The 13,605-nt window shown below is 64.9% G+C and carries 9 protein-coding genes; 3 read left to right on the forward strand and 6 right to left on the reverse strand.

Annotated elements, in window-relative coordinates:
- Nucleotides 1-144: 144 nt before the first annotated feature.
- From V6N07_RS02480 to V6N07_RS02490, 3 genes are all read right to left on the reverse strand, one after another.
- Complete coding sequence (locus V6N07_RS02480; protein WP_371153771.1) at nt 145-1,371, reverse strand: FAD-binding domain-containing protein; 1,227 nt, start codon at nt 1,369-1,371, stop codon at nt 145-147.
- A 159-nt stretch (nt 1,372-1,530) separates the two neighbouring features.
- A complete protein-coding gene (gene clpX, locus V6N07_RS02485; protein ID WP_371153772.1) occupies nt 1,531-2,799 on the reverse strand; it encodes an ATP-dependent Clp protease ATP-binding subunit ClpX in 1,269 nt (422 codons plus the stop codon).
- A 222-nt stretch (nt 2,800-3,021) separates the two neighbouring features.
- Entirely contained in the window at nt 3,022-3,657 is a 636-nt protein-coding gene (locus V6N07_RS02490; RefSeq protein WP_371153774.1) for an ATP-dependent Clp protease proteolytic subunit, read from the reverse strand.
- A 158-nt stretch (nt 3,658-3,815) separates the two neighbouring features.
- On the opposite strand from V6N07_RS02490, the gene V6N07_RS02495 reads away from it, so the two are divergent.
- Nucleotides 3,816-4,523 (forward strand): metalloregulator ArsR/SmtB family transcription factor, encoded by a 708-nt coding sequence (locus V6N07_RS02495; protein ID WP_371153776.1) that lies wholly within the window; start codon nt 3,816-3,818, stop codon nt 4,521-4,523.
- A 23-nt stretch (nt 4,524-4,546) separates the two neighbouring features.
- On the opposite strand, the gene V6N07_RS02500 is transcribed toward V6N07_RS02495, so the two are convergent.
- Complete coding sequence (locus V6N07_RS02500; protein ID WP_371153778.1) at nt 4,547-5,536, reverse strand: hypothetical protein; 990 nt, start codon at nt 5,534-5,536, stop codon at nt 4,547-4,549.
- Nucleotides 5,537-5,545: 9 nt separating this feature from the next.
- A complete protein-coding gene (locus tag V6N07_RS02505) occupies nt 5,546-8,647 on the reverse strand; it encodes a valine--tRNA ligase (protein WP_371153779.1) in 3,102 nt (1,033 codons plus the stop codon).
- A gap of 211 nt (nt 8,648-8,858) precedes the next feature.
- Here V6N07_RS02505 and V6N07_RS02510 point away from each other — a divergent pair, with 211 nt between their 5' ends.
- Nucleotides 8,859-11,159: a xanthine dehydrogenase family protein molybdopterin-binding subunit gene (locus tag V6N07_RS02510; RefSeq protein ID WP_371153781.1), complete on the forward strand. Its 2,301-nt coding sequence runs from the start codon at nt 8,859-8,861 to the stop codon at nt 11,157-11,159.
- A 52-nt stretch (nt 11,160-11,211) separates the two neighbouring features.
- Nucleotides 11,212-12,234, forward strand: a complete 1,023-nt coding sequence (locus V6N07_RS02515) for a DUF2235 domain-containing protein (protein WP_371153782.1) — start codon at nt 11,212-11,214, stop codon at nt 12,232-12,234.
- Nucleotides 12,235-12,260: 26 nt separating this feature from the next.
- On the opposite strand, the gene V6N07_RS02520 is transcribed toward V6N07_RS02515, so the two are convergent.
- Complete coding sequence (locus tag V6N07_RS02520; RefSeq protein ID WP_371153783.1) at nt 12,261-13,574, reverse strand: HlyC/CorC family transporter; 1,314 nt, start codon at nt 13,572-13,574, stop codon at nt 12,261-12,263.
- Nucleotides 13,575-13,605: the final 31 nt, after the last annotated feature.

The raw sequence follows: 13,605 nt of genomic DNA on the forward strand, positions 1-13,605 counted from the left end.
ACGAATGGTGGTTTTGGGCGCACCTGCCCTTTGGAATGCCTGTCGCACTGTCCTGCGCCCCGTGCTCTGATACTGCCATGGCGGTTCGTTGATCGGACCTGCCTTGCGGGAACCATAGCGCAGTTCGGCAAACCTGTGAAGCCACTAGGGCCGCGACCCAACATCTTGGGGGATCGCCTCGAATATCTGTGACATCCGCGCCTTGATCTTGAAGAAGCCCGCGGTCGTGTGGGGCCATGCCGCCGCGTCCCATGCGCGCAACAGCTCCACGACAGGAATGCTCAGCGACGTGCGGATGCGGGCAACGGCATCACGGGCAGGCCCGACCGGCGTATAGGGCACGACCAGCTGTTGAAGGCCCGCCGTTTCGGCCCAGGCAACGACCGCGTCCGGGTCGTTCGTCACGGGCGCGCAGGGGCATGTGTCCGCGACGCGATCCGCAGCATCCTGCGCAAGATCGCGTGTAAAGCCCTGCACCCGGCTCGACACCGCAAGCGGCGACCTTTCGGACGGTGCCACGAGGACCGCGGCCGCCGTGGGGCGCAGACCACGCGCCAGCAGGAAATCAGGGTGCAGGTCATCTTCGGTCAACAGAAGACCCGTGGTCAGATCGTGCTGCCACTCCGCATCCACGGGCACGGGATCGGGCGCCGGATGGGCGGGCCCGTCCAATGGCGTGACCTGATCCTCGCGTGCGAGTTGATGGCCAAGGGTCGACGCGTCCCATCGGCCATCGGTATATTTCGCGATGTTCGATGCACGCGCACGATACACCTTGCCCCGCGTATGCAGGCCGCCAACCCATCGCCAAGACAGCGTATTGGACGCCGGGTCGCCGTCCAGAAGATGCCGCAGGAAGAAGTCCGCCCCCAATTCCCAAGGCAGGCGCAGGGTGTGCATCCAGATCGAGGCGAACCACATCCGCGCATGGTTGTGCAGATATCCGGTACTCACCAGTTCCCGCGCCCAATGGTCGAAGGGCGCGATGCCGGTGCGGCCTTCGCAGGCGTCCTCCCACGCGGCGCGCAAGCCGGATTCGACGGCCAACCGATTGCGACCGGCCGTGACGCCGGCACGGTAGTCGGCCCAAATTTGCGGACGCCGTTCCAGCCATCCCTTGAAGTAGCTGCGCCACATCACCTCCGACAGGAACTTTTCGGCCGTCGCGGGGGCATGGCGGTCGAGAACGGCGCGCACCACCTCGGCCTCCGTCACCGTGCGGTGGCGCAGATAGGGGGACAGGCCGCTGACGTGTGGATGGCCGGGCAGATCCGCGTTGCGGCCAGATGCATAGGCGCGGCCGGAGCGGGGGGCGAAACCGGCCAGACGGTCGAGTGCGGCGGCGCGGGTCGGTGTGGGGGAGTGTGTCATGGCCGACAGATAGGCGCGGTTGGCCATCCGGCATCCCCGGGCGGATGCCATACGCCCCCATTTCCCGCGCCCCTTCGTCGCAGGGCCGTTCACCGCAAATGCAAACGGGCGGCAGGGATAGGTCCCGCCGCCCGTCAGATCGTGGATGCCGCCGACAGATCAGCCTGCGGTTGCAGGCTCCTTCTTGGCCTTGTCTTCCGAGTGGATCAGAAGCGGCTTCACCTCGCGGCGAACGGCCTCCTCGTTGACGACGACCTCGTCCACCGTATCCATTCCCGGCAGCTCGAACATCGTGTCGAGCAGGATATCTTCCATGATGGAACGCAGGCCGCGGGCGCCGGTCTTCCGCTCGATCGCGCGCTTGGCAATCGCCGTCAGGGCGTCGTCCGTGAAGGTCAGCTGCACGTTCTCCAGCTCGAACAGGCGCTGATACTGCTTGACGAGGGCGTTCTTCGGCTGCGTCAGGATGATCACCAATGCCTCCTGATCCAGATCGGTCAGCGTCGCGATCACGGGCAGACGACCGACGAATTCCGGGATCAGGCCGAACTTGAGCAGGTCTTCAGGCTCCAGATCCAGGAACGCCTCGCCGACGGTCTTTTCGTCCGGTGCCTTGACGTCCGCGCCAAAGCCCATGGAGGAGCCTTTGCCGCGCTGCGCGATGATCTTGTCGAGACCGGCAAAAGCGCCGCCACAGACGAACAGGATGTTCGTCGTGTCGACCTGAAGGAATTCCTGCTGCGGATGCTTGCGCCCGCCCTGTGGCGGCACGGAGGCGACGGTGCCTTCCATGATCTTGAGCAGGGCCTGCTGCACGCCTTCGCCCGACACGTCGCGGGTGATCGACGGGTTGTCCGACTTGCGGGTGATCTTGTCGACCTCGTCGATGTAGACGATGCCGCGCTGCGCACGTTCCACGTTGTATTCGGACGCCTGAAGCAGCTTGAGGATGATGTTCTCCACATCCTCGCCCACGTAGCCGGCTTCGGTCAGCGTGGTCGCATCCGCCATGGTGAACGGCACGTCGAGAATCCGCGCCAGCGTCTGTGCCAGAAGCGTCTTGCCGCAACCGGTCGGGCCGATCAGCATGATGTTCGACTTGGCCAGTTCGATGTCGGATTTCCCGGCATGATCCAGACGTTTGTAGTGGTTGTGGACGGCCACCGACAGAACGCGCTTGGCGTGTTCCTGACCGATGACATAATCATCCAGAACGCCGCAGATCTCGCGCGGTGTCGGCGTCCCTTCGGAGGTTTTCAGCCCTGCGGCCTTCGTCTCCTCGCGGATGATATCCATGCACAGTTCGACGCATTCATCGCAGATGAACACCGTCGGACCGGCGATCAGCTTGCGCACCTCGTGCTGCGACTTGCCGCAGAAGCTGCAATAGAGGGTGTTTTTCCCATCCCCGGAGCTGTTGTTGGCCATGATCGAAGCCTCCTAGATGGCGACCCATGCCTGCGGGTGCCTTGCGTCGGGAGAGCCGTCCCGCGCGTTGTTTCCATCGTTTCCCGCCACCCTAGAAAGAACCCCACCGCGCCACAATGCCAAAAACCGTGCAGGGTTGTCGCGGGGCTGGATGGGGTTCGGGTGGGGTGCGGGCCTCCCGCGATTTCGTTGCAGGAGGCCCAAGGGTCGATCCCGGCGGGATCAGGCCTTGTCTTCGTCGCCAGCGGCGCCGCGGCTTTCGACGATCTCGTCGATGTGGCCCCAATCCTTCGCCTCCTGCGGCGTCATCCACGTGTCGCGGTCGAGGGCCGTGCGGACCGTCTCGTAGTCCTGCCCCGAATGCTTGACGTAGAGCTGGTAAAGCCGCTCGCGCGTCAGTTCGATGTGCTTGGCCGAAATCAGAATGTCCGAGGCCATGCCCTGCGATCCGCCGGACGGCTGATGCACCATCACCTCGGAGTTCGGCAGGGCGAACCGCATGCCCTTTTCGCCGCCGATCGCGATGACCGACCCCATGGATGCGGCCATGCCACAGACGAGAGTCGACACCTTGGGGCGGATGTATTGCATCGTGTCATAGATCGACAGGCCGGCCACGACGCTGCCGCCGGGGCTGTTGATGTACATGCTGATTTCCTTCGAGGGGTTCTCGGCCTCGAGGTGCAGCAACTGGGCCACAATCAGCTGGGACATGCCGTCGTGGACCGGCCCGTTCACGAAGATGATGCGTTCTTTCAGCAGGCGCGAAAAGATGTCGTAGGCCCGCTCTCCGCGGCTGGTCTGTTCGACCACCATCGGCACGAGGTTGTTCTGGAAATTGTCCACTGGATCTTGCATCTGCTCTCGCCCTCATATGCCCGTCCTGCGCCCGTCGCAGGATGCCTTGGGTCGGGAACCTATGGCGGGGCGACGGGGGCTTCAAGCGGATGCGGACATCTCGTGACATATCACCTGCGGTTGACCCGAGCGATGAAGGCTGGAATAGGATGTAAGCCATGACTTACGGAATGATCCTGACCGCGCTGGCCGATCCGACACGGCGCACCATCCTCGACCGGATGCGGCAAGGTCCCTTGCCCGTGGGCAAGATCGCGGAGCCTCTGCCGGTGTCCCGCCCCGCGGTGTCACAGCATCTGCGCGTTCTGGTCGATGCCGGTCTGGTCAGCATGACGAAGGACGGCCGCCGCAACCTTTATGGCCTCGTGAATGGTGGGGCCGGCCCCCTTGTCGACTGGCTCGGCGATCTGTCGGCAAAGGTCGAGCCGACGGCCGAGACCGGCCTTTCGCGCAGTGTCACCGTCCGCCTGAACCCCGCCGAGACATGGCAGTTGTTCTGCGAAGACCTTGCCCTGTGGTGGCCCGTTGCCGTGGTGTCCCTCTCCGCCCGCAGCGAGGGCGCCCTGCCTCAGGCCGTTACGACAGGCGCAGAGGACGGCGCCGTCTGGACCGAGGTGCTATTCGACGGGACGACGGGCACATGGGCACGCGTGACGGAGGTCGTGCCGGGCCAGCATCTGACACTGGACTGGCGCCTCGGGGCCGAAGACGGATCCGTCGTCACGGTCCGGTTTCAACCGGAGGGGGCAGGCACACGCCTGACGTTGACCCACGACGCGGACACACCCGAAATGGCGGATATGTGGGATCTGGTCCTGATGGAGCGCTTTGCAGCCTCGGCCGCGTCCAGCTTGTCGAACTTCTAGTCGCAAGTGATTAATATAGAACGCTAGCGCGCCCAGAGGTTCTCGCGCTTCAACCGGTTGCGAATGGCCTGTTCCTTGCGTGGCAGGTCATTGCGGTCGAACAGGGCACGCGCCTTCGCGCCCTTAGGCTGAAAGATGAAGCGCTTGAACGGCTCGTGTTCCTTGAGAACCTTCTTGATCGCATTCGGCTTGGCGGCGGCTTCGACCGCGTCGATCACGTGATCAGGTGCCGTCGCATACATCAGCGGCACGAAACGATAATGAAAACTGTGGCTTCCATCGAAATGGCCGTCCGCGATGCCACCTCTGTCACCGGGGCGCCCGCCGCCCATCGCCGCGACGACAAGTGGCAGGGCCGCCTGATCCAGCCATGGGTCCAGCGTCTGGATAGCGGCCTCGGGCGGCGGATCGTCGCGCAGCATGAGGGCCGCGTCGAGGAAGGCATGTCGAAAGGCCGCCGCATCCTCGGCAAGGAACCAGCCTGCGTTGAAATACAGGTACCGTTGCCAATGATCTTCGGGCCATGACAGGTCGAGCGTATCCGCAAGCCGCGTGCCCATGCGCGCATGAAGAGCGCCCCATATCGCCTTGTAATCAGGCCCATACAGCTCGATCTTCGGCCATGTATCCTCGCGCCGCATGCTTGCCGCGGGACGGGTGAAGTCGATCTCAAGGTCCGTCAGTTCGTCCGTGATCACGGTATCCGTATCGAAGAACACGAAGGGGCCATCCGGCAAGGCGCTCAACCCCTCGATCTTGTTTCCCTGTGGGTAGGACGCGCCGAAATGGCTGTTTTCAAACGGAACGATCTCCGCCCCCAGGGACAGCAGCAGGTCGCGCTGAGGCCCATTGGGGATGCGGGGATCGTCGGGCCATCGGCCCCCGGGCTGCGGCTCCGCCAAGATCAGGCGGCCGTCCCACCGGGGGGCGTTGTGCCGCAAGGTCGCGGCAAACAGGGCCGCCTCATGCATGAGACGGCCCGCCTGGCCCACGATCATGATGTTGAACGACATCGGATCAGGTCAGCCCAGTTCGGCAAGGCTGTCCAGTGCTGATTGAAGGACCGCGGCCTCGCCAAGGCGGGCGGCAAGGTTGGCACGGCTTTCCTCGACCACCTCGGGCGGGGCAGAGGCGGCGAACTTCGGATTGTTCACCTTGCCCTGCAAGCCCTTGATCTCCTTCGACAGCTTGCCCATCGACTTTTCAAGCCGGGCCCGTTCGGCGGCCACGTCGATAACGTCACCGAGGGGCAGCGCAAAGCGCCCGCCGCCTGCCGTTACGGCGATCGATCCCTTGGGGGCCTCACCCTCGGTCAGGCCGCTGATCCGGGCAAGGGCAGAGATCATTTGCGCATTGGTTTCATAGGCTTGCGCGGCGTCCTTCGTCCAGTCGACCGCGACGACCGGGATCTGGGCCGAGGCGGGGACGTTCATCTGCGCACGGGCGGAACGGATCGCCTCGATGAAGGTGATGACCCAACGGATTTCGCGTTCTGCTTCCGCATCAACGGCTTGCGCGGTGACATTCTCGGGCCATGTGCCGTGGACGAGCATTCCGTCGTGCCCGGTCACGGACCACAATTCTTCCGTGATGAACGGCATGAAGGGATGCAGCATCTTCATGCAACCTGTCAGGACCCAGCCCATGACAGCCTGCGTTTCCGCCTTGGCCTCCGACGCGTCGCCCTGCAGGATCGGCTTGGACAGTTCCACGTACCAGTCGCAGACGACGTTCCACACGAACCGGTAGAGTGCGGCGGCGGCGTCGTCGAAACGATAGGCGGCAAGGGCCGTATCGACCTCCTCCCGGCATCGGGCGAACTCGCCGATGATCCAGCGGTTGACGGTGGATGTGACATCGACAGGCAGGTCTGCGGTGCCGGCCCGAACGAAGTCGACCTCGTACATCTCCGCGAAGCGAACGGCATTCCAGAGCTTGGTGCCGAAGTTGCGGTAGCCTGCGATCCGCTGCGGATCGAGTTTCAGCGCGCCACCAAGGGACGCCATCGCGGCATTGGTGAACCGCAAGGCGTCGGCGCCAAATTCGTCGATCACGTCGAGGGGGTCGACGACGTTGCCCGTCGACTTGGACATCTTCTTGCCCTTGGCGTCGCGCACGAGGCCGTGGAGGTACACCTTCTTGAAAGGAATGCGGTCCTTGATCGGGGTATCGTCGGGCAGGACGGCAAGCTGCATCATCACCATGCGCGCGACCCAGAAGAACAGGATGTCGGTGCCGGTGATCAGCGTGGAGGTCGGGAAGTACTTGGCCAGTTCTTCGGTGTCGGCCGGCCACCCGAGAGTGCCCAGCGGCCAGAGGCCGGAGGAGAACCACGTGTCCAGCACATCGGGGTCGCGGAACGCCGGGATGACGGTGGTGCCTTGACGTTGGCGGATCATGCCTTCGGTTTGTGTGTCCAGCGCGGTCATGTCCTGCGCCAGAATGCCGATGGCCGCGGCCTCGTCGCTGACGAAGCGCACATCGGCACCATCATGCAGGGTGGCGATGCGGGCGCGGGCCTCGTCTTCGGTGGCTGCACAGATGGTCAGCCACTCGGTCCCGCCTGCGGGATCGAGCGTGTACCAGACGGGAACCTGATGGCCCCACCACAACTGGCGCGAGATGCACCACGGCTCGATGTTCTCGAGCCAGTGGAAATAGACTTTGCGGTCCGATTCCGGCACGATTTCGATCGTGCCGTCGCGCACGACATCCAGCGCGGGGCCGACGATCTGGGCGGTGTCGACGAACCATTGGTCGGTCAGCATCGGCTCGATCACGACCTTGGACCGGTCGCCGTAGGGCTGCATGATCGGCTTGGCCTCGACCAGCGGGACCAGCTGTTCCTCTTCCGTGCGCGCTTCGCCACCCTCTTCAGGCGCAAGCGGCGCCTTGACCGGGCCAAGGCGGGAATCGGTCTCGGGGACCATGACTGCGAGGCCCTCGGCGGTGATGTCGGCCACGACGGCGGCGCGCGCCTCGAACCGGTCCATGCCGCGATAGGCTTCGGGGACGAGGTTGATCGCGTCGATTTCGGCCTCGGACATTTCGGCCCCGTCGAGGATGGCCTGGGCCTTTGCGGCCTCGTCAGCGTAGGGCGCGCCGTCGGCGCGCATCGACGCGCGTGTGTCCATCAGGCGGAAGCAGGGGATGTTCGCGCGCTTGGCGACGGCGTAGTCGTTGAAGTCATGCGCGCCGGTGATCTTGACCGCGCCGGACCCGAAATGGCGATCGGGGTATTCGTCGGTGATGATCGGGATCAGGCGGCGCTGATCCTTGGGGCCGACGGGGATTTCACATAGCTGACCGACGATGGGGGCGTAGCGATCGTCATCGGGGTGCACGGCGACGGCGCCGTCGCCCAGCATGGTTTCGGGGCGCGTGGTCGCGATGGAGATATAGTCGCGCTCCTCCTCGAACAGGATCTCTCCGTCCTCGTCGCGTTCGGTGTAGGTATAGGTCGCCCCGCCAGCCAGCGGATACTTGAAGTGCCACATGTGGCCGGGGGTCTCGGTGTTCTCGACCTCCAGATCGGAAATCGCCGTCTCGAAGTGGGGATCCCAGTTCACGAGGCGTTTGCCACGATAGATCAGGCCCTTGTCGTACATCTCGACGAAGACCTTGATGACGGCATCGTGGAAGTTCTGATCGGTCGGATCCGGGTCGCCGGGGGCGCCGCCCATGGTGAACGCCTCGCGCGACCAGTCGCAGGAGGCGCCGAGGCGCTGAAGCTGACCGATGATGGTGCCGCGGGATTTCTGCTTTTGCTGCCAGACGCGGTTCAGGAAGGCGTCGCGGCCCATTTCCTGACGCGTGGGTTCGCCGTTCGCGGCCATGTCGCGTTCGGTGACCATCTGGGTGGCGATGCCCGCGTGGTCGGTGCCCGGCTGCCACAGCGTGTCGAAGCCGCGCATCCGGTGCCAGCGGACGAGGATGTCCTGCAACGTGTTGTTGAACGCGTGCCCGATGTGCAGCGACCCGGTGACGTTGGGCGGCGGGATGACGACGCTGAACGTTTCGGGGCGCGTGGCATTGGCACCCGCCTTGAAGTAGCCACCCTCGATCCACTTTGCGCTGATCCGGGCCTCGGCCTCGGCCGCGTTGAAGGTCTTGTCCATTGCCATCTCGGTCACTCCACCTGTCGCTTGAGGCCAAGTAACGTGGCGGGCGCGCAAGGGAAAGCCCGTGCACCCGATCGGCCCGGCCCGGCCGCCACAAGGGCAGGCGCGCGCCCTTCCGCCGCGGCCCCGTCACGGTCGGTGGGTTTGGCTGGACAGGCCCGACCGGCGGGTTAAGGTTCAGCGAGACGCATGTTTTCCCAGCGGAGGATCCCCCATGGAAAAGTTCGGCCTGAGCCAGTCCAACCGCCGGTCCGAAGACCCCCGCCTTTTGACGGGGGGTGGGTCCTATGTGGATGATCGCGCGCCGGTGGGGGCGCTGCACGCCTATGTCCTGCGCGCGCAGGAAGCGCATGGGGATGTGACGGTTCTGGACGTAAGCGACGCCGAGGGAATGCCCGGTGTCCGCGCCATCCTGACGAGCGAGAGTATCGAGGCGGACGGGCTGGACAACAGCTTGACGACCACCGCGGCGAAGAACCCGATCGACGGCGCGCGCGGGGTGACGCCGTTGCGGCCGATGCTGGCACGCGGGCGCGTGCGCTTCGTGGGTGAGGGGATCGCGATGGTGGTGGCCGACACCCTGGCACAGGCGCGCGACGCGGCCGAGGCCATCGTGGTCGAGATCGACGCCCTGCCGGTCAAGGTGGATGTCGCGCCGGGCGGGGCCACGATCTATGACGAGGCGCCGGACAACGTGGCCTATGTCTGGGAAAAGGGCGATGCGGCGGCGGTGGACGCGGCGCTGTCCGGTGCGGCGCATGTCGTCAAGCTGGAGGTGAACGACAACCGCATCATCGTCGCCTCGATGGAGCCGCGCGGCTGCTACGCAGAGGTCGTGGATGACCGGTTGCACATCTGCGTCAACGGGCAGGGGGTCTGGGGGACCAAGACCTCCGCCGCGCGCATCTTCGGCATCGACAAGGAAAGCGTGCGCGTCACCAACCCCGACGTGGGTGGTGGCTTTGGTATGAAGTCGATGGATTACCCCGAGACGTTCCTCGTGGCCCATGCGGCGCGCAAGCTGGGGCAACCCGTGCGCTGGATGGGGGACCGGTCGGAATCGATGCTGTCGGACAACGCGGGCCGCGACCTGATCCAGACGGCCGAGCTTGGCTTCGATGCCGATCACAAGCTGATCGCCTATCGGTCCACCAATATCGCGAACATGGGAGCGTATAATTCGGGCTATGCGCAGAACATCCAGTCGGACCTGTTCAGCCGGATCCTGTCGGGTGTCTACGACGTGCAGGACGTCTACATGAAGTCGACGGGCGTGTTCACGAACACCACGCAGGTCGATGCCTATCGCGGGGCCGGACGGCCCGAGGCGATCTATGTGCTGGAACGCGCGATGGATTTTGCCGCGAAGGAGCTGGGCGTGGACCGCTTTGCCCTGCGTCGCAAGTCGTTCATCAAATCGGCGCAGATGCCCTATCTGACGGCGGTGGGCGAAACCTATGACGTGGGGGATTTCGACCGCGTTCTGGCGCGGGCCGAGGTCGAGGGCGATGTGCCCGGTTTCGACGCCCGGCGCGCCGAGACGGAGGCGCGAGGCAAGCTGCGCGGTCTGGGCGTCTGCTATTACATCGAGAGTATCCTCGGCTCACCGGATGAGAGCGCGGAGATCGAGTTTTCCGCCGAGGGGCGCGTGAAGCTGTATGTCGGGACGCAGTCGAACGGGCAGGGGCATGACACGGTGTATCGGCAGTTCGTGGCGACCGATCTGGGCGTGCCGCCCGAAATGGTCGACGTGATTCAGGGCGACAGCGACCTGATCGCCAAGGGTGGCGGCACGGGCGGGTCGCGGTCGGTCACGGTGCAGGGGTCGGCGAACCGCGCCGCCTCCGACAAGGTGATCGAGAAGTTCACGCCCTTCGTCGCGGACACGCTGGAGGTGGACGAGGTGTCGTTCGACGACGGCCAGTGGCGCGCGCCGGGGTCCAACGTGGTGATGACCATGCTGGAGGCCGCGCAGGCCGCACGCGACGCGGGGCGCGATGACCTGCTCAAGACGCGGGAGTCCATCAAGCTGCCCGGTCGGTCGTTCCCCAATGGGTGCCACCTCTGCGAGGTGGAGATCGACCCCGAGACGGGGCAGCTGGACGTCGTGAAATACACCGTGGTCGATGATTTCGGCGTGTTGATGAACCCGATGCTGGCCGAGGGGCAGGTGCATGGCGGGGTCGTGCAGGGCATTGGTCAGGCGGTGACGGAGCACGTCGTCTATGACGAGACGGGACAGCTGTTGACCGCGTCCTTCATGGATTACGGGATGCCACGCGCCCTGGGCCTGCCGATGATCGCGTTCCATTCCGAACCGGTGCCATCCACGGCCAACGTCCTTGGCATGAAGGGCTGCGGCGAGGCGGGAACCGTCGGCGCCATGGCCGCGGTGGGGAATGCGGCGCTTGATGCGCTGTATCCGCTGGGCCTGCGCCGGGTGGACATGCCGTTCACGCCGTCCCGCGTGTGGGAGATGTTGCAGCAGGCGAAGGCGCCGATCGCTGCCGAGTAAGTTCAATATCTGGCGCCGCCTTCTGGAATGGCGGGCGGCGCGTGTCCGCCCGGTGGCCGGGGCACGGGCTCATGTCGTCCTTCTGGATGGCACGATGTCGTCCCTTGAGCCGGGGCGCGAGACGTCGATCGGCCTGATCTGGAAGATGCTCGAATCCGAGGGGCACGATTGTCTGTACTACGAGCCGGGGATCGAATGGCGCGGCCTGCGCCAGGCGCCCGAGGTGATGGCCGGTGTGGGCATCAACCGTCAGATCCGGCGCGCCTACAGCTATCTGGCCGAGAGCTATGCCGAGGGGGATCAGATCTTCCTTCTGGGTTATTCCCGCGGGGCCTATGCGGTGCGGGCGCTGGCAGGCATGATCGACCGTATCGGCCTTCTACGGTCGGACGCGGTCAGCGAAGCGCGGGTCCAGACGGCCTATGACCACTACCGCGACGCGCCCAATGACCCCGCCGCGCGCAGCTTTGCCGACAGGCACTGTGATCGAAAGACGCGAATCCGGGCTGTCGGGGTGTTCGACACGGTGCAGGCGGTCGGGATCCGATGGCCCGTCGTCTGGCGGCTGTTCCCGCATGTCCATGCCTTCCGGTCACACCGCCTGGGGCAAAGCATCGACTATGGATTTCACGCGATGGCCCTGAATGAAACGCGCAACGCCTTTGCCCTGGACCGATGGCGCACCCACGGCACACGCACCGCCACCGTCGAACAGGTCTGGTTTCGTGGCAGCCATGGCGATCTGGGCGGGCATCTGCTGGGATACGACGCGGCACGTCCCCTGGCCAACGTTCCACTGGTCTGGATGCTGGAACGGCTCAATGCCGTCGGTCTGACCTTGCCGGATGGATGGCGGGATCGATTCGAGGTGGACCCCGACGCACCTTCGGCCGGGAACTGGCGCGGCTTTGGACCGGTGTTCGTATCACGCGGCCGTCGCACCGTCGGTATCGACCCGAGCGAAAGCCTGCACCCAACGGCCAAACGCGACCGCGCCGCGGCAAAGCTGCGCACTTGGGCGGCGCCACTCGAACAGGACGATCAGCACGGATTGGAAGCGCGCCGCGCCGTATAAGGCCAGTCGCCCGGACGTGCCGACCCTCAGCTTAGGCGCCGGATGCGCAGTTGGGTAATGCGGTTCGCTTCCCGCGCGGCCACCTCGAAGCGGAAGCCATGGAAGCTGAAGACCTGACCGGCCGTCGGGATCGACTGTGCCTCGTGGATGACGAGGCCCGCGACGGTATTCGCCTCCTCGTCGGGCAGGCCCCAATCCGTCGCGCGGTTCAGGTCGCGAATCGTCATCGCCCCATCGATCATGATGCTGCCGTCCGCCTCGGGCTTGAGGATCGGATCCTCCGGCTGATCGTACTCGTCCGTGATCTCCCCGACGATTTCCTCGAGGATATCCTCGAGCGTGATTAGGCCCTGCAACGCACCGTATTCGTCCACCACCATCGCGAAATGCGTATGACGGCGCAGAAACTGACGCATCTGGTCGTCCAGCGTCGTGGTTTCGGGGATGAAGTAGGGGGGCATCATCACGGCGGTGACGTCGAATTTCTTGACCGCCTCCATGCCGCCGCTGTCGCCACGGACAAGTTCGTGAATGGCGCGCAACAGGTCCTTGGCGTGCACCACGCCGATGATGTTTTCCTGTTCGTCGCGAAAGACGGGCAGGCGCGTATAGCGCGAGTTCAGGCACTGATCGAGGATCGCCTCGGGGGCGTCGTCGGCATTCACCATCTCGATGTTCGAACGGTGGAGCATGATCTCCTCCACGAACCGCTCGCCAAGGTCGAGCGCGCCAAGCAGGCGATCGCGGTCTTCCTTTTCGACACCGCCTTCGGTGTGGCCAAGGGTGATCGCGCCGACGATTTCCTCGTGCGCGGACATGATCAGGGCGTCGGCATCGATATCCACGCCGAAGATCCGCAGGATCGCGCGGACAAGGGCGCGGACGACCCCCACGACGGGGCTGAAGACGCGGACGACCACGGCAATGACCGGCGCCACGCGCGCCGCGGCCGTTTCAGGGTTCGAAATGGCATAGGTCTTGGGCAGAACCTCGGCAAAAATCAGCACGAGGGCCGTCATCACGAGGGTCGCGACCGCCACCCCCTGTTGCCCGAAGAGAGAGGTGAACAGCGACGTCGCCAGCGACGCGGCAAGGATGTTGACGATGTTGTTGCCCAGCAGGACCGACCCGATGAGGCGTTCGTTGTCCTCGGTCACCGCAAGCGCACGGGTGGCCCCCGCGTTGCCCTTGTCGGACTGGCTGCGCAATTTGCCCCGTGACGCCGCCGTAAGCGCCGTTTCCGAGCCGGAGAAGAAGGCGGACATGGCCAGCAGGAACAGGATCGCACCTGCGATGCCCCAGGTCGCGCCCCAGCCCAATGTGATGACAGTTGTTTCCATGACCGGGTTATGGGGTGCGGCGCGGACCTGT

It is taken from the genome of Jannaschia sp. 2305UL9-9 (assembly GCF_041403465.1).
Classification (GTDB): Bacteria; Pseudomonadota; Alphaproteobacteria; order Rhodobacterales; family Rhodobacteraceae; genus Jannaschia.

Coding starts and splice junctions, on each gene's coding strand:
- V6N07_RS02480 (WP_371153771.1), bottom strand. CDS start 1,371: ATGACACACTCCCCCACACCGACCCGCGCCGCCGCACTCGACCGTCTG.
- clpX (WP_371153772.1), bottom strand. CDS start 2,799: ATGGCCAACAACAGCTCCGGGGATGGGAAAAACACCCTCTATTGCAGC.
- V6N07_RS02505 (WP_371153779.1), bottom strand. CDS start 8,647: ATGGCAATGGACAAGACCTTCAACGCGGCCGAGGCCGAGGCCCGGATC.
- V6N07_RS02510 (WP_371153781.1), top strand. CDS start 8,859: ATGGAAAAGTTCGGCCTGAGCCAGTCCAACCGCCGGTCCGAAGACCCC.
- V6N07_RS02520 (WP_371153783.1), bottom strand. CDS start 13,574: ATGGAAACAACTGTCATCACATTGGGCTGGGGCGCGACCTGGGGCATC.
- V6N07_RS02495 (WP_371153776.1), top strand. CDS start 3,816: ATGACTTACGGAATGATCCTGACCGCGCTGGCCGATCCGACACGGCGC.
- V6N07_RS02490 (WP_371153774.1), bottom strand. CDS start 3,657: ATGCAAGATCCAGTGGACAATTTCCAGAACAACCTCGTGCCGATGGTG.
- V6N07_RS02500 (WP_371153778.1), bottom strand. CDS start 5,536: ATGTCGTTCAACATCATGATCGTGGGCCAGGCGGGCCGTCTCATGCAT.